This is a genomic window from Shewanella sp. MEBiC00475, from assembly GCF_005234075.1.
In the GTDB taxonomy this organism is placed as follows: Bacteria; Pseudomonadota; Gammaproteobacteria; order Enterobacterales; family Shewanellaceae; genus Shewanella; species Shewanella polaris.
This window is the reverse complement of sequence record NZ_CP039928.1, coordinates 479,759-500,793: the sequence shown is the minus strand read 5'-3', so window position 1 is coordinate 500,793 and position 21,035 is coordinate 479,759. Positions and strand designations below refer to the sequence as shown.

The following is a 21,035-nucleotide window of genomic DNA, read 5'->3' as shown; positions in this document are numbered from 1 at the left end:
CACAAGGTGATGCGCCTTTTTATTTTATTAATCGCAACAAGCGAGAATTCAGATGTTAGAAAAAATTCGTGAAGGTTCACAGGGGATTGTTGCTAAAACAATTCTAGTACTTGTGATACTTTCTTTTGCTTTTGCCGGTGTGAGCAGTTATTTAGGCTCAAACACAGGTGTTCCTGCCGCAGTTGTTAATGGTGATGAAATTGGTGCCAACGACTTAGAGCAGGCTTTTCAAAATGAACGCTCACGTATTGAGCAACAGCTAGGCGAAATGTTTGCAACATTAGCTGCTGACGAAAATTACATGAATGGCATTAAGCAAGGCGTATTAGATCGCTTAATTGCCGATAAACTCATTGATCAAGCGGCCAATAAGTTGGGCTTGCGTGTATCTGATGATCAAATTAAACAAGCTATTCTCCAAGAGACAGCGTTTCAAACTGATGGTCAATTTGATAATGAACGTTATTTAGCCGTTTTGCGTCAGTTAGGTTACCAAACCACAAGCTTTAGAAACATGATGCGTGTTGATATGACGCGTCGTCAGTTATTAAATGCCCTTGTAGGCAGTGAGTTTGTTCTCGATGGTGAAGCTAAGCAGCTCGCTGAAGTTCAAGGCCAAACTCGAGATATTCGTTATTTAGTTGTCGACTCAACACCTTTCTTGTCAAGCGTGTCGGTGTCAGATGAAGAAGCTAAAACCTATTACGACGCTAACTTACCGCAGTACATGAGCCCTGAAAAAGTCAGCCTAGAGTATGTTGAATTAAATGTTGCTGACATGGCGAAAAATAGCGAAACTTCTGCTGAAGAAGTGCTCGCGTATTACAACGATAACAAAGCACAATATCAAACTGCTGAAAAACGTCTTGCTGCACATATTTTTGTTGCAGCAACTGACGACGACAGCGCTGATAAAGCCAAAGCTGAAGCCATAGAAGCCAAGTTAACAGCGGGTGAAGACTTTGCTGAAGTGGCAAAAACTGATTCTGACGATAAACTCAGTGCTCAGCAAGGCGGTAAGTTAGATTGGTTTGAACAAGGCGTAATGGACCCTGCCTTTGATGAGGCTCTTTTTGGTTTGCAAAAAGATCAAGTATCATCAATTGTTAAAAGTGACTTTGGTTACCACATTATCAAGCTGCTTGATTTACAAGCCAGCCAAGCAACTGCTTTTGAAGATGTGAAAGCAAAAATTGTTGCTCAGTTGCAAGAAAAGAAAGCCCTTGATGTGTTCTATGGTTTACAAACTAAACTAGCCGATACCAGTTACGAAATCCCAGATACATTAGCTGAAACTGCGCAAGCCGTTAATGCTAAAGTGCAAACAACAGAGTTGTTTTCTCGTGATGACGTACCAGCTCAGTTTAATAATCCTGAGTTCATCAAAGCAGCATTTTCTGATCAGGTTTTAGCCAGCGGTTTGAATAGTGATGTGATTGAACTTGCACCAAACCATGTTGTGGTTATTCGCTTGAAAAGTCATCAAACTGCCGGTACCTTAAGTTTTGCTGATGTAAAAGCAGGTATTGTTGAGCGTTTGAAGCAAGACAAAGCTAATGAAGGTGCTCGCGATAAAGCTGCCGAATATATGGCGCAGTTAAAAGCAGGCAATAACACCTTAACCGGTGCCTCATTAACAACCTTAACTAAATTAGGTCGCTTTAATCAGGATATCGATCAAGCTATCACCAATAAAGCATTCAAAATCGCTGCTCCTGCTGAAAATAATGTCACTATTGACACTGCAGCATTAGCGACAGGTTATGCGGTTATTGTGGTTGATAAAGTCAATAAAGCTGAAGGCATTAATGACAACTTAATTAATACGCTTAAACAACGTATCGCACCTCAATACAGCGAAGCTGATTATCGTGCCGTGGTTGCCTCACTTAAAGCTGATGCTGAAATTGAGTATCCAGTTGCCGACTAATTAAGTCGTCGCAGCAGATGAAATACAAAAAAGACCTAGGCTCACGTCTAGGTCTTTTTGTTTGTAAGGGATATGAGATATGAGTCATATAGCAAAACATCAATCTAGTGAATTGTTTGTGTTATCACACTACAGCGATGACTTATTCGAATCGATCAAGGGCGTGGCTTTACAGTTCAAACATATTACATTTGAACGCTGCCATTTTACCCAATGTGATTTTAGTCAAAGTGATTTCTATCATTGTCATTTTATTGAGTGTGTTTTTAGTCAATGTAATTTAAGCGTACTCTCAGTGGTTGCCACAGAGTTTGATGATGTTATGTTTAGCGACAGTAAAGCCATCGGTATTGATTGGACTAAAGCTCAGTGGCCGCAATTTATGACTCAAACCACGATTAAGTTTGAGCGATGTTTGCTCGATGGTAGTAGTTTTTATTCGCTTCATTTACCTGATCTTTCACTTATTGACTGTCGTGCCCATGATGTCGACTTTAGAGAAGCTAATTTAAGCAAAGCAGATTTTCGTTTGACCGATTTTAATTTAAGCCAATTTAGTCATACCAATCTAACGGAGGCAAATTTTACAGATGCGTTGAATTATCAAATTGATATTACCGCTAATAATGTTAAGCAAGCCATATTCAGCCGGTTTGAAGCCATGAGTTTGCTAGAGGGCTTGGATATTCAATTGGTCGACTAGCGTACATCGTTATAATTTTTTAATAAAGAAATCCGTTTTATTGCATGTATACAAACAACACGTTAATTTACATTAGTTATGCTAAATAATCGGTTGTGACCATTTTATCCAAAAGGAGAGGGCATGAGCCACAGACTTGATCAGGCATTTGAGCGTGCGTTAGCCTATTTAGATCAACACTTAAATGAACCTTTTGAGCTACAAGCGTTGGCCGATATTGCCCAAATCCCGCGATGTCATTTCGACCCATTGTTTATTGCGCTGTACCATATGCCTATTGATGCTTACGTTGAACTGCTAAAAAGCCTAGAAGCTGCCCATTTATTAGGGTTTGGTCAGCAAGTTTCTCTGGTCACTATAGCGGCTAAATTGGGGTATTGTAATGAGCAGCACTTTATCGAGTCGTTTACTCGCAGTATTGGTCAAAGCCCTGAATCGTTTCAGCAAGCGCCTGATTGGGGTAATTTTTTCGCTAAGCAGCAACCGCTTAAATCATTTCAAGCAGACATGAGTCAGCAAAATAAGCCATCTAATTCGGTTGAAATCGTATCGTTTGATGCGCAAGCATTAGCGGTGATGGAACATCACGGTGATTCGGCTCTATTACCTCAAACCATTGCAACATTTATTGATTGGCGTCGACAGCATGGCTTATCTCCTCATGGCTGTAGAACCTTTAACCTGCTTTACTCAACCCCAGAGTTGTCTGTTAAAACACAATATCGAATCGATATAGGTGTATCGTTAAATACCGAAACACAAGCCAAGTTGAACCCTTTAGCGTCAGAGTTGAGTCAGATTAAGTTCAAATCAATCCCTCAAGGACGATGTGCGATGATTAAATACAGTGGTGATGATAATGGTATTGCGGCGGTAATAACCTATCTGTATCGCGATTGGGTTAATGCTAACGATGTGACGTTAAGAGATTTTCCGGTGTATTTAGAACGACTCGATATTGGTGAAAATGAGTTTGCGAATCATGAGCCAATACAACCGGTATATCCACAACATATGTTCATTTATTTACCCATTGTTTAACACAAGCAGGTAAGCCTTGATGTGTTCATCATTGAGTTAGATTAATGAGTATTATAAAAACAATATCGTTGAATTTAGTCCTGAAATACATCAGGTAATAAAACGATTGTTTATCTCTGCTTAGCCATATGACATCTTGATGCACGCTAATAAAAAAGCCATAATTTAGAAAATTATGGCTTTTCGTTGCAACACTTGTTGAAGTTGAGCTTATAACTCAATTACATCAAATGTCACACTAGGATCAACTTCAGCTTCATAATCAATACCATCAATACCAAAACCGAACAGTTTTAAAAACTCTTCTTTGTATTCATCGTAGTCAGTGAGTTCGCTTAAATTTTCGGTGGTCACTAGTGGCCATAAATCTCGACAATGTTGTTGGATTTCTTCGCGAAGCTCCCAATCATCAAGGCGTAAACGGTTTTCGTCATCTACGGCTGGTGCTTGGTCATCAACGCGATATAAACGCTCACTGAACAAACGATAAATTTGTTCAATACAGCCTTCATGTAAGCCTTCTTGGCGCATTTTCTTAAACACCATAGCGATATACAACGGCATTACTGGAATAGCTGAACTGGCTTGAGTGACTACGCTTTTAAGTACCGCAACATTAGCAGAACCGCCAGTAGCAGATAATTTGGCATCAAGTGCGTGGGCTGCACGGTCTAAATCCATTTTGGCTTTACCTAAGGCGCCATGCCAATAAATAGGCCAAGTCAATTCGGTACCAATGTAGCTATAGGCAACCGTTTTGCAATTGTCTGCTAATACGCCAGCATCACTTAGCGCACTCATCCATAATTCCCAATCTTGGCCACCCATTACTGTAACGGTATCAGCAATTTCTTGCTCAGTAGCGGGCTCTACAGAGGTATCAATAATGGTGTTTTTGTTAGTATCAACAGCCGTGGCAGTATATGTTTGACCAATTGGCTTAAGTGATGAACGGATTACTTCACCAGTGTCTGGCAATTTACGTACTGGAGAAGCCAGTGAGTAAACCACCATGTCGATTTGACCTAAATCTTGCTTGATCAACTCAATGACTTTTTGTTTTGCTTGATGGCTAAAGGCATCACAGTTAATGCTTTTTGAATACAAGCCTTCTGCTTTTGCAAATTTATCAAATGCAGCAGTGTTGTACCAACCTGCGGTACCAGGTTTAGTTTCAGAGCTCGGTTTTTCGAAAAACACCCCGATGGTAGCGGCGTCGCTACCAAACGCTGAAGTGATACGCGACGAAAGGCCATAACCACTTGAAGACCCGACAACTAATACTTTTTTAGGACCATTAGCAATTTTGCCTTTGGCTTTAATAACTTCGATTTGTTCTTTTACGTTTGCTTCACAGCCTACAGGATGAGTTGTGGTACAAATAAAGCCACGAATTTTAGGTTTAATAATCATATTTAAGCTTCTTCCTTTAACATTGGCTCTAGGATAAATAGTTCGACGGCTAAATGGCACTCATTTTTGCTAAAACCCCTTCAAAATGGCAGTGGTTGGAGCAGTTTAGCGTTTTTGCATGAATTGACTTTGTTCTTGAATGAGTCGCTGGGTGTATTCGTGTTGTGGTGCATTAAACAAGGCTTCTGTGGTGGTTTTTTCTACCACATGACCATTTTGCAAAACCATTACTTTGTCACTGACATGACGCACAATATTGAGGTTATGTGACACAAAAATATACGATAGCCCCATTTCTTGTTGTAACTTTAATAATAGATTAACTATTTGCGAACGGACCGATAGATCTAATGCCGTTAGGGCTTCGTCGGCAATAATGATTTTGGGATTAAGCATTAATGCTCGCGCAACGGCTACACGTTGTTTTTGTCCCTCGGAAATCATGTGGGGATAAAAATCTGCATGTTCGGGTAATAAACCGACTTTTCTTAAGGTCTCAATAACTAATACTTTTCGTTCATGTGAATTTAATTGGGTATTAAATCTCAATGGTTCTTTAAGTAAGTTGCCAATCGACAATCGCGGATTAAGCGAGGTGGTTGGATCTTGAAAAATCATTCGAATTAAACGACAACGTTGTTTTAAGTTCCGTGCATCTAAGGCTTCACCTTCGAAGAATATTTCACCACCACTTCGTTGTTCTGCACCGACTAAAATGCGGGCGAGGGTGCTTTTACCAGAACTCACCGAACCTATAATAGCCATGGTTTCACCTTGACCCAGTTCAAATGAAATGGGCGCTAATGCTTCATAGTATTGTGGTTTAAAGTGCTTATAACCGGTTAAGTATTGTTTACTTAACCCGTCAACTTTAAGCAATGGTGTCGTCATCTTCTTGCTCACTTTTGTAAGGGAAATGGCAGGCGAAATAGCGATCTTTAATATGTTCAAGATTAGGCTGTTTTACGCATTTTCGTTGTGCCTCTGGACAACGAGGACCGAGTCGGCAACCAGCAGGTAAATGCTGTAAAGAGGGAGCTGAACCAGGCAGAGTTGGTAGTTTAGCCTTATGACGCATTTTTGCTGTATGTTCAGGTAGATTTTTAAATAATGCCCGTGTATATGGATGGTACGGCATAGCTATTATTTGTTTAACCGGTCCAGATTCCATTACCTGGCCGCTATACAAAATCGTTAAGTTATCACACCAATGCACCATGGTTTCAAGCTCGTGGCTAACTAATAAAATAGACACATTTTGTAATTGATTGAGTTGGGATAATAATCTAAAAATTTGCGCTTGAGTATTGAGCTCCATTGAATTGGTCGGTTCATCAGCAATGAGCAGTTTAGGATGATTGGCAACGGCCATGGCGATCATGACTTTTTGACATTCTCCTTCAGACAATTCCCACGGGAAACGCTTCATTAATTGTTTCGGTTTTTTAATGCCGACTTTATGTAACCATTTTAGCGAGTTTAAATAAGTATCTCGTCCGCGGCGCCAAAAAGGAATATTTTTATTGGTCACTAGGGCTTCAATCAATTGACTACCAATGGTTTTAACTGGATCTAAACTGCCGGAAGGATCTTGGAAAATCATCGCTATTTCGGTGCCCATTAAACAACGTCGTTGTTTAGCACTCATTTCTAATAAATTTTTTCCATCCCACATCATTCGGTCGGCTATAACATGCCAATTAGGGCCTAGAACACCTAAAATTGCTTTAGCAAATAGACTTCGTCCTGAGCCTGATTCACCCACAAGCCCATGAATTTCGCCTGGATTAATAGTCAAACTGACTTTTTCAAGCACTTTGACCGTGCCCTCAGGTGTATCTAATTCAATGGTGAGATTACGAACATCGAGTAAAGGCATAGGTTAATTTCTTATCGGTGCGAGCGCAGAGCGTAAACCATCGCCGACTAAGTTGACCGATAATACGGTAAACAGAATCGCGACACCTGGAATTGTTACTGTCCAAGGGGCAAGTAATAAGTTATCAAGCCCTTGTGCCACCATCGCGCCCCATTCTGGACTAGGCGCTTGAGCACCGAGGTTTAAAAAGCCGAGTGCTGCAATATCTAATATTGCCGCTGATATGGCCATAGTGACCTGAATAATCACCACATCCCAGACATTGGGCATAATGACATACCAAAAAATTTGTAATGAGTTAGCACCATCTAATTTGGCTGCTGTAACATATTGTTTTTTATGCTCTTCATGGACCGCATTGTGAATAGTACGAACAAATTGCGGTACCATCGCAATCCCAACACCCCAAAATACATTATTAAGCCCTGGGCCCATCACAGCCACCACTAAAATGGCCATTAATAATGATGGTATCGATAGCAATGAATCAAGCAAGTGGCTTAAAATACTCGACTTTATGCCGCGCATCATCCCTGACAGGGAACCAATAATAAAACCGAAAAATAGCGATGTTGCCACCACTAATAATGACATACCAAACGTCAGTTGGACGCCGTGTAAGATGCGGCTAAAAATATCTCGTCCTAAATCATCAGTTCCTAGAAAGTGTTCTACTGTGCCTGCGGGATCCCATGATGGCGGTAATAGTAACACTTGCTGGTCTTGCATCTCGGGCGAATATGGCGCAATAAAGGGCGCGAAAATAGTGAGTGTTAATAAAAATATCACTGCCCACAAACCTATTACTGCGAAGGGGTTGGAGGAAAATGTTTGCCATATCCGCCAGAGAGGAGACTCAATATGGTCTTCTTGGTATATTTTAATTCGAGGCATACAATTCCTTTCTGCTCATTGGATTAATTGAGGTATGCAGCAAATCAATCAAAATACTTAACAATATAATCAATAATGAGACGGATAATATACCTGCTTGTATGACTGTATAATCTCGCTGGTAAATGCCCGAAACCAGCCAACTACCCACACCTGGCCATGAAAAAATAACTTCGACTACAATGCCATAACTAGCAAATGAACCTAGCATCAAGCCGATACTTTTTAACACTGGAATTAACGCATTAGGTAATGCATGACGAAATAATATTTTAGCTGTGTGCAAACCTCGAGCCTCTGCAGCGCGAATATAGGTTTGATTCATTACATTTAAAATAGCTTGTCGGGTAATCCTTACTATTAATGTGAAAGGCAGTACCGCTAAAGTGACCGCGGGTAATATCAAGTGGAGCAAGGCATCATGAAAAGCCGGAACGCGATAAGCTGAATCGGATAGTAAGGTGTCTACTAACATAAAGCCCGTTACAGGTTCTATTTCATAAAGTAAATTGATTTGACCTGAAATCGGTAGCCAGCCTAGATTAACTCCAAACCACATTGATAAGCTTAAGCCAAGCCAAAATACCGGGATAGAGTAGCCTGTCAACGTAACGGCTAAAATACTATTTTGCAGTGCTTTATTGGTACTTAAGGCGGCCAGTATTCCAAGAGGAACGCCAAACACTGCAGCAATAAACCCAGAAAATAGTGATAATTCAAAAGATGCGGGTAATACCGCGGATAGCTCTTCTACTACTTCTTGTTGAGAGTTGCTCGAAATACCGAAATTACCCGACAAACGTTGACGTAAATAGGCGGTAAACTGTAACAATTGGTTATCATGTAATTGATAATCGTGTTCAATTTGTTGTTGTTGCTCGATTGTTGGGTACTGAATCCCCGACAATGAGTAGGCTTTACTGACAGGAAACTGGCCCGACGCCATAAATAGCACGGCGATCATTACCAGTGATGTGGCAATAAACAGGGTTATGCGACTAATAAGGTAACGCCACATTTATTGACTTCCCTCTATTGTTTGAGTTGTTCGGGCAAACGAAATACCGCCATAAGGTCTAATTTTCATTGTAGTGATATTACTCTTTTTCAACACAATTTTTTTAGCGTGGGCAAACGTTACCATAGGAACTTGATCGCTAATAATGGCTTCAGCGGACTGATAAAAAGCTTTACGTTCAGGCTGAGTTGATACCGTTTGTGCCTGTGTTAATAAATGTTCAAAATCTTTGTTACACCATCGAGAGCGGTTGTTGTTAGAGGCTAACGCTGCACAACTTAATAATGGGGTAAAAAAGTTATCTGGATCGCTGTTATCTGCATTCCAACCAATGAGCACCGAATCATAATTAGAACTGGCTAATTTTTGAGTAAACACACTCCAATCATAGCTAATAATATTCAGCTTGACCCCAATACGGGCTAAATCCGCTTGAATAAGTTCTGCGGTTTTCAGTGCGCTAGGATTATAAATTCGCGCCACTGGCATGGCCCATACATTAATTGATAAATTAGATATCCCCGCTTGTTGAAGTAATGCTTTGGCTTTTTCGGGATTGTATTCATTAGGAGATAAGTTTTTTGAATAAGCCCAAGATGCTGGCGGTAAAACACCAGAGGCCTCAACAGCGGTATCGTTATAAACCACATCAAGAATATTATTTTTATCGATAGCATGTGCGAGTGCGCGTCTTACTCTTACATCATCTAATGGCGGCTTTTGGGTGTTAAAGGCCCAGAAGGCAACGTTTAATCCGGGCTTGGCATCAACAATAATGTCTTTATGTTGGTCAAGTATGGCTAACTCACCGGCTTTGGGTAATGCTGACACACTACAGTCACCAGTAATTAATTTGGCAATGCGGGCGGTACTTCTTGGCGTAATATCAAATACTAATTGATCGAGCTCGACCGTGGGTCCCCAATATACTGGATTCTTTTTATAGCGAATATATTCATTTTTAACATATTGGCTTAACTGAAAAGGTCCTGTGCCTACGGCGTAGTAGTCAATGTCTTCAGGGTTCCCTTGTGCTAAAAGTTGATAACCGTATTCCGCTGATAGCACTACTGCGAAATCGGTGGCGAGATTCGATAAAAAAGATGCGTCTTTACGGACTAGATGGAAGATGATTTGGTGATCGTCTACTTTTTCAATGGAGTCAATTAATTCGGCAAAACCAATGCTTTGAAAAAATGGATAACCCGTTCTACTGACTAAATGATATGGATGCAAAGTATCAATGATGCGATTAAATGAAAACAGCACATCGTCGGCATTAAAGTCTCTTGTGGGGGCAAAATGTTCCGTTCTATGAAAACTCACATGCTCACGCAGGGTAAATTGATAGCTTAAGCCATCATCGGATACCTGCCATGATGTTGCCAAGCCAGGAGTAATATCGGCTTTTTCTTGGCTGTAGTTAACTAATCGACTGTAAATTTGGTATGAGGTAGCATCAATAGTGGTGCCCGATGTCACAAGTTGTGGGTTAAAACTTTCGGGATTGCCTTCACTGCAATACACAAGGCCTGGAGGCAATTGCACTGGTCCACATGCCGCCAACATGATGCTGGAGAGACATAAAGACATCAGCTGATAGCAGCGTTTTACTATAACAGGCATTGTGTGATCATATTTTATCGACGTTGAGTGGGCATTTTAACAGGGTTCAATGCATTGGGGCAATGAACATATCCGAGCTTGACTCAGCTCTTATCGAGTAAGTTGTATTTTTTCAAAATACCTCGGAGTTGATGGTAACTTAAGCCTAATAAATCTGCGGTTTTTTTCTGATTATACTGGCCCTCAGCCAATGCGCGTTGTAACAATTCTATTTCACTGTTTTCAGTGTATTCTTTAAAATCTATTGGGAATTCAATGCTATTAAGCACCACAGATGTTGTGGTGTTAATATTGGGTTCTGTCGGTTCAGACACCGCTGTTGGGACGTGTTCAGTAGAAGTGAATTGACGTTCGCGGGTTTTTACTCGGTTTACAGGACGATAGGGGGACGCAAAAGGATCCAAAATAATATGATCAATTTCTTGGCCATCCCCCCCTTCGCGATAGACACTTCGTTCGACGACATTTTTTAATTCTCGGATGTTGCCGGGCCAGCTATGCATCATTAATTGTTCTACCGCCAGTGGACTAAAACCACTAAAATATTCCAGTGATAGTTGTCTTGCCATGCTAACAGCAAAATATTCAGCCAATGGCATAATGTCTTCGGTGCGATGACGTAATGGTGGCAAGGTGATTACATCAAAGGCTAATCGATCGAGTAAATCGGCTCTAAACTCACCATTATCAGCCAAGGTTGGTAAATCTTCATTGGCGGCACAAATAAGCCGAACATCAGATTGAACGGTTTTACTGCCACCGACTCGTTCAAATTCACCATACTCGATAACGCGTAATAACTTTTCTTGGATTAATCCAGAGGTGTTGGCTAGTTCATCTAAAAAAAGTGTTCCGCCATCAGCACGTTCAAAACGGCCTTCGTGGCGACCCTTTGCGCCGGTAAATGCACCAGACTCATGGCCAAAAAGTTCACTTTCTAATAAATTTTCACTCAGGGAAGAACAATTGAGTTTAATAAAGCTTTGATCCCAACGAGGAGATAAGTAGTGTAGTCGTTCGGCTATGAGTTCTTTACCTGTGCCGCGCTCACCAATAATGAGCACCGGCTTAGATAATGGTGCGACTTTAGACACATGTTCTAATACTTCAAGTAATGCATTAGATTGGCCGATGAGATTATCTTGCTGGAATTGTTTGCTCAAAGTTAGTTTACTCGCAAAATTGTTAGTGAATTAGACTAATAATTAGTGAAAATCATAATAAATGGCTTGAGCATTAAAAGAAAGAAAAAGTTAAATATTTGTTTAAGTGTATGATGTTGTTGATTTTGTAAATGTTGGCACGTAATGTGTAATACCAACTGCGACAACCACGTTAATTTTAAGGAACACATTATGGGAATTTTCTCTCGCTTCGCAGATATCGTTAATTCAAATATTAGCGCAATACTTGATAAAGCCGAAGATCCAGAAAAAATGGTCCGTCTTATCATTCAAGAGATGGAAGATACACTTGTTGAAGTACGTTCAACCTCCGCTAAAGTATTGGCAGAGAAAAAAGAATTACTTCGCCGGATTGCTCGTGTTCAAGAGCAAGTTCAAGATTGGCAGAATAAAGCTGAGTTAGCCTTATCGAAAGATCGTGAAGACTTAGCTAAAGCCGCGTTGAGTGAAAAGCAAAAAACAGTGGGTTTATTGCACACACTTGAGATGGAACTGCAAGTTGTTGAAGAGCATGTTGCTCGTTTAAAAGATGAAATCGCACAACTTCAAGAAAAATTGAATGATGCTCGTGCTCGTCAAAAAACCATCATTATGCGTAAGCAAACTGCCACTTCGCGTTTAGAAGTTAAAAAGCAGCTTGATTCAAGCAAAATCGATGATGCGATGATGAAGTTTGAACAATACGAACGTCGAGTTGAAGGACTTGAAGCACAAGTAGAATCATATGATTTAGGTAAAAAGAACGTTCTAGCTGACGAGTTTGCAGCATTAGAAGCAGAAGATTCTGTGAACGATGAATTAGCAGCATTAAAAGCAAAAATGAGTGCAAAAGCACAACCTAAATCTAAAGCGTAAATTTATTCAGAGGTGAGTTATGGATATGGATCTTCTTATTGCACCAATTATCATCTTTATGGTGGTTGTGGCACCTATCTGGTTGGTTCTTCATTATCGCAGTAAGCGACAGGTGAGCCAGGGGCTCACTGAGGAAGAGTTTAATCAACTTAATGATTTAATTGCTAAAGCTGAAAAAATGAGTGGTCGCATCGAAACGTTAGAAGCGATTTTAGATACTGAATCACCGGAGTGGAGGGCAAAACATGGGCTCAGCTAATGGTCGTACTCTATACCGCAACCCCAAAAGTGGTAAAGTGGCTGGGGTGTGTTCAGGTATCGCTGATTACTTTAACTTTGAAACATGGCTAGTGCGCGTTATCGCTGTGTCTATATTGTTACTGGGTGGAACAGGAGTTGTGCTTGTTATTTATATCGCCTTATGGATGATATTAGATATTAAGCCTCTTAACTTAGCGCAAAAAGAGCAGCACAAAGATATTGAAATCAAAAAGAAAGTTTGGCAAGCGGGTGAGCCTGCAAAGCAAGCGTTGTTTGATGTTAATCGTCAGTTTAATGGATTAGAAATCCGCTTACGTCGACTCGAAGAACATGTCACCTCAGACAACTTTGATCTTAAACGCCAAATTAATAGTCTTTAATCCTTCTAATGGGCGGTTTACCGCCCTTGTTTTTGGGAGCCATTAGCCATCATGAGATTTTTAGACCGTTCCTTGTTTCACGTGACTCAAACCGCGCAATCTTTGGTTCATCGTAGTACAGATCGTCATGTTAGGTTAGCTGTCACAGGGTTATCAGGGGCAGGTAAAACAGCGTTTATCAGCGGTTTAGTTAACCAGTTATTACATGCAGGGAAAAGTGCTCAACATAATCCCTTACCATTATGGCAAGTTGCCCGTGAAGGTCGATTAATTGCGGTTAACCGTGCCATGCAACCCGATTTAGACATTGCCAGTTTTGACTATAAAGGCGCAATGAATGCATTAATCTCATCACCTCCTCATTGGCCCGCTTCAACCAAAAACATTACCGAATTACGCTTAGCGATTAAGTATCAACCCCAACAAGGCTTGTTAGCCAAATTGACTAATACTGCCACCTTGTATGTGGATATTGTTGATTATCCTGGTGAGTGGTTGCTTGACTTACCCATGCTTAAACAAGACTTTACTCAATGGTGTTTGTCGCAACAGGTTAATGTGGCGTGTTTACGTCATTCACCCTTATTCGCGGCATTTAATCAGACTGTAGAACAGTTAGACTTAAGCCAATTAGCCGATGAACAGCAACTTAAGCACATTGCCGATTTGTATCAAAAATTGCTAGTTGATTTAGTTCGGGTGCAGGGGTTCTATCATGCCCAACCCGGGCGCATGCTGTTACCAGGCGAATATGAAAATACTCCGTTGCTGACATTCTTTCCGCTATTATCACTAAGCCCAATTCAACATTCAGAATTATCAGCAAGCCCAAGTGACTCAAGTTATCATGTACTTAAGCGTCGTTATGAAGAGTATGTATCACAAGTGGTTAAGCCCTTTTATCGTGATTACTTTTCTCGCTTTGATCGTCAGTTAGTATTAGTTGATTGTTTAAATGCACTTAATCATGGTCAAGCTCAGTTTAATGATATGGGGCGCGCACTTAATAGCATTATGGAAAGCTTTCAATTCGGTCAATCGAGTTTGATAAAACGTTTGTTTTCGCCGCGGATTGATAAAGTACTATTTGCTGCTAGCCAAGTCGATCGAGTGACTCGTGATCAACAAAGTCATGTACTCAGTTTGTTGACCGCCATGCTGCAGCAAAGCCAGCATTACGCCAATTTTGAAGGCAGTGAAGTTGAAACCATGGCGATAAGTGCCATTAAAGCGACTCAACATGGAATGGTTAATGTCAAGGGGGTTCAACAAGAAGTGGTAAAAGGCACTGGGCTTGACGGTAAACAAGTGACCCTATATCCGGGAGACGTGCCTACATCATTACCCGATGCCGAATTTTGGCAACAACAAGGATTCAGTTTCAGCGCATTCTTACCGCCTAACTTGAGCCATATGGATGCAAATAATCCGCAATTTGAACATATTCGCCTCGATCATCTCTTAGAGTTCCTATTGGGCGATAAATTGTCTTAATCGCTTTATCCAGAGTAATCATTACAGCATTAATGTGAGCATGAGTTATGAATGAACCTACGAACAGTTCGTCAATAAAAAAATCCCAATTATTTACCGAAACAGATCTCATTGTGACCGAAGAAGCTCATTCGGCAGAAGAGCCTATCAAGCCGAACAAATCTTTCGACGATATTGACTTTATTTGTGAGAAAACCTTAATAGAATTACCCGCCGAAATGGAAGACAGCATTAAACCGGCTAAAGCCAAACGGTGGTCAGTATTGGCAATATTATCCGTTATTGGTTTGGTGTTATTGGTCATAGTACAAACCGTGATGGGGTTAATTGACTCTTTCCAACAAAGTCCGTGGTTATTCGGGTTTTACGCGGTTGTATTAGCCATTGTGAGTTTATGGGCGACAGTGGTTACTTTCAAAGAATGGCGTAAATTAGTTAATCTTAAAAAGGTAAGCGACCATCAAGATACCGCGGAGCGATTATCGCAAAGTATGCAAATGGGTGAAGCTAAAACGTTTTTGGCCCCAATACTGGCTAAATACCCTAACAACGAAGCCAAACAACAATATTTACAAGCCTGTAGTCATGAACATAACGATGCAGAAATCGTGTTGTTATTTGAAGACATCGTATTAACCGAACGTGATTTACTGGCTAAAAAGCGTGTTAACCGCTTTGCTGCTGAGTCGGCATTATTATTGGCAGCAAGTCCGCTAGCGGCACTGGATATGGCTATTATTTTGTGGCGTAATCAAAAAATGATCAACGAAGTCGCTGCTATTTATGCTATCGAGTTGGGTTATTGGAGCCGGATAAAGCTTATTCGTAGCATTGTGGTGAATATTATTTATGCTGGCAGTACTGAGGTGATCACCGACTTAGGTACTCAGTTATTATCAGTTGAAATGACTGGTAAATTATCGGCTCGGATAGCGCAAGGGCTTGGCGGCGGGTTACTGACCGCAAGGTTAGGGTATCAAGCAATGAACTTATGTCGCCCAGTTGCTTTTAATAAAAATAATAAGCCTAAGTTGTCTCATGTTCATCAGCATTTACTGGGTGAATTAAAGCAGTTTACCTCATCCGTAATGGCAAAAAATAAATCTAAACAAACTCAGTCAGTTGATGATTGAGAATAAAAATGTTGTGGTTTTTTTGTACAATTTAACTTTTTTGACTACAGTTAACTTTCGATTCAGAAACCATATGGCGTTCTGAATCGTTTGAGCTTGGTAATGGAGCAGGATGCATACCAACAAACTTAAGGAAGCAAAGGAGATTTTTATGAAATTATCATTAACAGTAACGGCATTATTTGTGTGCTTATGTTGTTTTATCAGTAGTCATTCGCTCGCCGCAGATACGGCAAAGTCTGAATCCACCAAGAAAGTCACAAAAGTAGCGGATAAAAAATCAACCAATATGCAAAAGGTTAATATTAATAAGGCCAGTGCTCAAGAGTTACAAACACTCAAAGGTATTGGCCAAGCAAAAGCCAAAGCAATCGTTGATTATCGTACAAAAAATGGCAAATTTACTGATTTGCAACAGTTGACTATGGTGACTGGTATTGGCGAGAAGTTAGTTAATCAGAATAGCAAAAATATGAGTTTCTAAGTAATACCGCAATCAAAAACTAAAACGGAAGCAATTGCTTCCGTTTTTTGATATTTGCGAGTGTTTAATCCACCTGAATCAAGACTCATTACTGAGCGTTTAATGCTTGACCATTAGTGTCGATAGAGTCATCACCCATCAAAAATAAATAAGTTGGCATAATTTGTTCAGCTTTTTTTAATGTTTTCGGATCTTCGCCAGGATAAGCTTTTGCGCGCATTTCGGTACGTGTTGCGCCTGGATTAATACTATTCACTCGAACTGAAGTATTGTCACACTCATCTGCTAATACTTGCATCATTCCTTCAGTAGCAAATTTAGAAAAGGCATAAGGCCCCCAATAAGCACGACCCTTACGACCAACACCACTTGAAGTAAAGATAATTGAAGCGTGATCCGCTTTACGCATAATAGGTAATATCGATTTTGTCATAATGACTTGAGCGGTCACATTAACCTTTAAAATAGCTTCAAGAGAGGTTAAATCAATATGCTCAAATGGGCCTAATGCTCCCAGTTGAGATGCGTTATGCAACAAACCATCTAAATGACCAAACTGTTCAGCAATGGTATCAGCCATATCAATATAGTTTTGTTCTGTCGCACCGCTCATATCTAAAGGGACAATGGCTGGTTTTGGATAACCTGCATTAATTATTTCATCATATACGTTTTCTAGTTTTTTAACGGTCTTACCGAGCAAAATCACGGTTGCACCGTGTTTGGCAAATTCGATAGATGCTGCACGGCCGATACCGTCACCTGCACCCGTAACTAAAATAGTTTTGTTATTGAGTAAATCTTTTGCTGCTTGATATTCCAACATGATTGGTTAATTCCTCTTGGCGCAATAGCCCGTCAAATCTAGTACCGGATAAAAAATAAACGATCGTTTGAAACAAATGATTGATAATTGTATGCCAATAGGTCATTTGTATGTAACAAACTTGTAGCTAACTCAATAATTTTACGTTAACTTGATAATCGTTAAGGACTAACATAAGTCCTTGTTGGTCGCATGATTGGACTATTGTGACCAATTCTTGGGGAAAACAAAATTATTAAAACAAGATTTGGGGAAAAAAAGATGAAAAGACTCATTTTGGGTGTTGTAATAACATCTGCTCTTGGCTTAACGGCTTGTGGTGGTGACAGCTTTAACGAAGCAAAAGACAATGCTGAACCGTTAGTGCCGTTGTCACACGTTCAGTTTGATCCTGCTAATAGCTTATTACCATTACCAAACGATTTACTCTTCAGTGGTACTACTGATGGGACACTCGCTATACCTGACGAAGAAGACGGTGATTACACAAACCCTCAAATAGCACTAGGCGCATTAGACGGATGGTCAACTAGCTCACCAATTTCAATAACAATGGAGTTAGCAGACGATTTAGAAGGTAATGCATTAACACTTGATGCGGCTTCAGTTTTCCAACCTGGTGCCGTTCGTGTATTTGAAGCAACTGTTGGTGGTGCGTTATCAAGTGATGCAGAGTGCACCTCAGTACCATCAGTTTCAGCCTGTAAAGTTGGTGATGAACTTCAGTTTGGTGTTGATTTCGTCTCTAAAGCATCAGGAAACAAAGTCGCCATAGTACCGATTAAGCCATTAAAAGCGGGTCAGTCTTATATATATGCGACTACAGATCTCATTCAAGACTCGTTAGGTCGTGGTATTGCAGCGTCGACTACCTATGGCCTGTTAAAGTTAGACTTCGAAACACAACAGTTAGAAACAGCTGACCAAAAAACATTGCAGTATCTGGTTAATAGTTATGAAAAGGGATTGGCTGAAACTCACGGCGTTGACTCTGAATCAATTACTTTCTCAGGTTTGTTCACTACTCAATCAGTAGCGGATGTGTATGAAACTACTAAGTTATTAATGGCTTCTAATGCTGCATATATGCCGGCATTTGCAGCAGCGATAACGCCAACGGGATACACTGTTGCTCAGGCAGCCGGATTAACAGTAGAAGACGGTGCAGCATATGTTGTTGCGGATATGGCTGATCTTTATACTGCCAAAATTAAACTGCCAATCTACGGTGATTGTTCATCAGCAAGCTGTGTTATTCCAATTGTTGATGGTGCACCAACGGCACCTAATGGCCATTGGTCTGCACAAGGCGATAGCCCAGTATCTGTCTTGTTGGCATTACAATCAGGTACATTAAGCCAAGAAAACTTTATTATCCAAGCTGTTGCTAACGGTGTAGACCCACAAGCAGCGCTTTCTACTCCGGCATTACTTGCAGGCAAGCAATGGCTACTTGATGATGGCACTTCGGCAGATCCAACTAAGCATTTGACTAAGTTTAATCCTATTCCAGCTATTAAAGGTTATGAAATTATTCCTGTTCAAATTACCTTGCCTAACGCGGCTAAGTTAGCTGCATTTACAACTGCACAAGGTGGAACATTTGTACCGCCAGCAAGTGGTTGGCCGACAACCATCGCTATGCATGGTTTAGGTGGTGGTAAAGAAATGGCGTTAGCCTATGCAGGTACCTATGCTGCCGCGGGTGTCGCTACCATCGCGATTGATATGCCATTACACGGTGCTCGTTCATATGACGCAAACGATGATGGCACTTATGAGATTTCCGCTACCGCACCTGCATTTGGACCAGTTGTGGGCACGCCTGATGCGTTCACTAATGGTAATCCATTAGTGTTTGTTAACATTGCCAGTACATTGACTGTCCGTGATAATTTCCGTCAAGCAACCTTAGATCAACTTGGTCTGAGGTTATTATTGACCGGAATGGCACAACAATTAGCCGCAGACGGTGACGATCAAGTATTCGACGTGTCTAAAATCAGTATGCAAGGCCTAAGTTTAGGTGGCATTGTGGGGACGACATTCTCTACTTATGCGAGTACTGGATTAGTTAATCCTCTGACAGGAGATGCCTTGCCTAATGCTTATGCAATCAATGCAGCGTCGTTAGTCGCACCTGCTGGTGGTTTAGCTGGGGCATTTGCAGGTTCTGCCGCGTTTGGTCCACAGTTATTTGCCAACGTGACAGCATCTAGTACGTTTGCGGCTTTAGTTACAGCAGCAAATACGCCAGGTTATGAAGAAGGTAGTGCTGAATATGCTGCATTAGTTCAAGCTGTGTATGCTGAATTTATTCCTACATTTGCTTTTGCAGTACAAACCGCAATTGATTCTGCAGACCCTTTAAACCATGGCGCAATGCTCGCTGCAACGGAACTTCCTGTTCACGTCATTGAAATTGTTGGCGATGATACAAACTTACCAGACCAAACATTGCCAAACAGTGTTGAAAGTTTCCCATTGTCGGGTACCGAGCCTTTAATTGCCTCGCTAGGTCTTGGGTGTGTTGATACTACTACGCCTGGTTCTGGTGCTGTACGCTTCTCTAAAGGCCATCACAGTTCGATTGTTAGCCCTGGTGAAGTAGAGGGTGTTACCGATGGTATGGCTGCCGCAGCAACGGTTGAAATGCAGTCTCAAGTAGCTGGTTTTGCGAAAACAGCTGGTTTAGACCAAGCAACAATTGTTGTGACTAACAGCGATGTGATTCAAAGCTGTAATTAATCCTTACTAAATTAGTGCACAATTTCTTAAGAAACCCAGCAATTAGCTGGGTTTTTTATTCTCTATTTATCGACTATTGCTGTTAATATACTGCGAGATTGTCATCCCTGTATGGAGCGAGATTTGGAATTTTTATATGAATACGGTCTGTTTTTAGCTAAAGCAGTTACCATTGTTGCCGCTATTTTAGCGGTAGTAGTATTAGTGTTGGCGAGCAGCATGAAAATCAAATCTGATAAAGGTGAGTTAAGACTCACTGATATTTCAGATGAGTTGCTACAGCTCAAGCATCAGTTAAAAGAAGAGTTACTGCCTAAAAAGCAATTTAAAGCTTACGAAAAGCAGGTAAAAGCAGACGAAAAAGCGGCTGAAAAGCAGCAACTAACGACAGGAAAAGTGTTCGTTATTGATTTTAAAGGCAGTATTGATGCGCACGAAGTAGCGTCATTACGTGAAGAAGTGACCGCAATTTTAACCATTGCAGACAAAGACGACCAAGTCTTGGTTAATGTTGAAAGTGGCGGTGGCATGGTGCATGGTTATGGCCTTGCTTCAAGCCAGTTAGATCGTTTACGTCAAGCCAATATTCCGTTGTCAATTTGCATTGATAAAGTAGCCGCTAGTGGTGGTTATATGATGGCGTGTGTGGCTAATAAAGTGTATGCAGCTCCTTTTGCTATTGTTGGATCGATTGGTGTTGTGGCACAAGTGCCTAACTTTAATCGTTTGCTGAAAAAACATGACATTGACTACGAACAACATACAGCAGGTGACTTTAAGCGTACGTTAACCATTTTTGGTGAAAATACCGATGAAGGCAGAGCCAAGTTCCAACAAGAACTCGAAGAAACACATGTATTATTTAAAGAGTTTGTTGGCCGCTATCGTCCTCATATGGACATTACCAAAGTGGCAACAGGTGAACATTGGTACGGTCAACAAGCTATTGATTTAGGTTTAATTGATGAGGTATCTACCAGTGATGATGTGATTTTAACGTTAGTTAAGACCCATCAAGTGATCAAAATAAAATATCAAATGAAGAAAAAACTGGCTGACAAAATTGCCCATGGCGCATCGTTGGCCGTTAATACCGTGATGAATCGTTTAGCTGAGCGTAATCAGTCAGTATAACGTTATATTGTGAGTGATTGGATAGATCAAAA

The 21,035-nt window shown here is 40.7% G+C and carries 19 protein-coding genes; 11 read left to right on the top strand and 8 right to left on the bottom strand.

The features are described 5' to 3' along the window. Nucleotides 1-52 precede the first annotated feature (52 nt). The 3 genes from FCN25_RS02145 (at nucleotide 53) to FCN25_RS02135 (ending at nucleotide 3,674) form a co-directional block, all read left to right on the top strand. Nucleotides 53-1,930 carry a SurA N-terminal domain-containing protein gene (locus FCN25_RS02145; protein ID WP_137221575.1) on the top strand — a complete coding sequence of 626 codons (1,878 nt, stop codon included), beginning with the start codon at nucleotides 53-55 and terminating at the stop codon, nucleotides 1,928-1,930. A 79-nt stretch (nucleotides 1,931-2,009) separates the two neighbouring features. After that, on the top strand, nucleotides 2,010-2,633 hold the full coding sequence (locus FCN25_RS02140) for a pentapeptide repeat-containing protein (protein WP_137221573.1): 624 nt from the start codon (nucleotides 2,010-2,012) through the stop codon (nucleotides 2,631-2,633). Nucleotides 2,634-2,756: 123 nt separating this feature from the next. Then, nucleotides 2,757-3,674 (top strand): GyrI-like domain-containing protein, encoded by a 918-nt coding sequence (locus tag FCN25_RS02135; protein WP_137221571.1) that lies wholly within the window; start codon nucleotides 2,757-2,759, stop codon nucleotides 3,672-3,674. 210 nt (nucleotides 3,675-3,884) lie between these two features. Here FCN25_RS02135 and fabV read toward each other — a convergent pair whose 3' ends face one another. The 7 genes from fabV to pspF form a co-directional block, all read right to left on the bottom strand. Next, on the bottom strand, nucleotides 3,885-5,087 hold the full coding sequence (gene fabV / locus FCN25_RS02130; RefSeq protein ID WP_137221569.1) for an enoyl-ACP reductase FabV: 1,203 nt from the start codon (nucleotides 5,085-5,087) through the stop codon (nucleotides 3,885-3,887). A gap of 105 nt (nucleotides 5,088-5,192) precedes the next feature. Then, nucleotides 5,193-5,978, bottom strand: a complete 786-nt coding sequence (locus tag FCN25_RS02125; RefSeq protein WP_137221567.1) for an ATP-binding cassette domain-containing protein — start codon at nucleotides 5,976-5,978, stop codon at nucleotides 5,193-5,195. Further along, entirely contained in the window at nucleotides 5,959-6,966 is a 1,008-nt protein-coding gene (locus FCN25_RS02120; protein ID WP_137221565.1) for an oligopeptide/dipeptide ABC transporter ATP-binding protein, read from the bottom strand. The genes FCN25_RS02125 and FCN25_RS02120 overlap by 20 nt, the downstream gene beginning before the upstream one ends. Nucleotides 6,967-6,969: 3 nt before the next feature. Then, entirely contained in the window at nucleotides 6,970-7,860 is an 891-nt protein-coding gene (locus tag FCN25_RS02115; RefSeq protein ID WP_137221563.1) for an ABC transporter permease subunit, read from the bottom strand. Beyond that, nucleotides 7,847-8,878: an ABC transporter permease gene (locus FCN25_RS02110; protein WP_137221561.1), complete on the bottom strand. Its 1,032-nt coding sequence runs from the start codon at nucleotides 8,876-8,878 to the stop codon at nucleotides 7,847-7,849. Before FCN25_RS02110 ends, FCN25_RS02115 begins: the two co-directional genes overlap by 14 nt. Continuing rightward, nucleotides 8,879-10,504: an ABC transporter substrate-binding protein gene (locus tag FCN25_RS02105; RefSeq protein WP_137221559.1), complete on the bottom strand. Its 1,626-nt coding sequence runs from the start codon at nucleotides 10,502-10,504 to the stop codon at nucleotides 8,879-8,881. An 83-nt stretch (nucleotides 10,505-10,587) separates the two neighbouring features. Continuing rightward, nucleotides 10,588-11,667 carry a phage shock protein operon transcriptional activator gene (gene pspF, locus FCN25_RS02100; protein ID WP_137221556.1) on the bottom strand — a complete coding sequence of 360 codons (1,080 nt, stop codon included), beginning with the start codon at nucleotides 11,665-11,667 and terminating at the stop codon, nucleotides 10,588-10,590. Nucleotides 11,668-11,859: 192 nt separating this feature from the next. Between pspF and pspA the strand changes: the two genes are divergently transcribed. The 6 genes from pspA to FCN25_RS02070 all read left to right on the top strand — a co-directional run bounded on the left by pspA (nucleotide 11,860) and on the right by FCN25_RS02070 (nucleotide 16,295). Next, on the top strand, nucleotides 11,860-12,543 hold the full coding sequence (gene pspA, locus FCN25_RS02095; protein ID WP_137221554.1) for a phage shock protein PspA: 684 nt from the start codon (nucleotides 11,860-11,862) through the stop codon (nucleotides 12,541-12,543). 19 nt (nucleotides 12,544-12,562) lie between these two features. Further along, on the top strand, nucleotides 12,563-12,802 hold the full coding sequence (gene pspB, locus FCN25_RS02090) for an envelope stress response membrane protein PspB (RefSeq protein WP_137221552.1): 240 nt from the start codon (nucleotides 12,563-12,565) through the stop codon (nucleotides 12,800-12,802). Further along, entirely contained in the window at nucleotides 12,789-13,184 is a 396-nt protein-coding gene (pspC, locus tag FCN25_RS02085) for an envelope stress response membrane protein PspC (RefSeq protein ID WP_137221550.1), read from the top strand. The genes pspB and pspC overlap by 14 nt, the downstream gene beginning before the upstream one ends. A gap of 51 nt (nucleotides 13,185-13,235) precedes the next feature. Beyond that, nucleotides 13,236-14,678, top strand: a complete 1,443-nt coding sequence (locus tag FCN25_RS02080; protein ID WP_137221548.1) for a YcjX family protein — start codon at nucleotides 13,236-13,238, stop codon at nucleotides 14,676-14,678. Nucleotides 14,679-14,725: 47 nt separating this feature from the next. Next, nucleotides 14,726-15,811: a TIGR01620 family protein gene (locus FCN25_RS02075; RefSeq protein WP_137221546.1), complete on the top strand. Its 1,086-nt coding sequence runs from the start codon at nucleotides 14,726-14,728 to the stop codon at nucleotides 15,809-15,811. A gap of 151 nt (nucleotides 15,812-15,962) precedes the next feature. Continuing rightward, a complete protein-coding gene (locus FCN25_RS02070; RefSeq protein ID WP_137221544.1) occupies nucleotides 15,963-16,295 on the top strand; it encodes a ComEA family DNA-binding protein in 333 nt (110 codons plus the stop codon). An 88-nt stretch (nucleotides 16,296-16,383) separates the two neighbouring features. Here FCN25_RS02070 and FCN25_RS02065 read toward each other — a convergent pair whose 3' ends face one another. Then, a complete protein-coding gene (locus FCN25_RS02065) occupies nucleotides 16,384-17,121 on the bottom strand; it encodes a YciK family oxidoreductase (protein WP_137221542.1) in 738 nt (245 codons plus the stop codon). A gap of 261 nt (nucleotides 17,122-17,382) precedes the next feature. Here FCN25_RS02065 and FCN25_RS02060 point away from each other — a divergent pair, with 261 nt between their 5' ends. Both FCN25_RS02060 and sohB read left to right on the top strand, forming a co-directional pair. After that, nucleotides 17,383-19,869, top strand: a complete 2,487-nt coding sequence (locus FCN25_RS02060; RefSeq protein ID WP_137221540.1) for a VolA/Pla-1 family phospholipase — start codon at nucleotides 17,383-17,385, stop codon at nucleotides 19,867-19,869. 123 nt (nucleotides 19,870-19,992) lie between these two features. Beyond that, nucleotides 19,993-21,003: a protease SohB gene (sohB, locus tag FCN25_RS02055; protein ID WP_167495991.1), complete on the top strand. Its 1,011-nt coding sequence runs from the start codon at nucleotides 19,993-19,995 to the stop codon at nucleotides 21,001-21,003. Nucleotides 21,004-21,035: the final 32 nt, after the last annotated feature.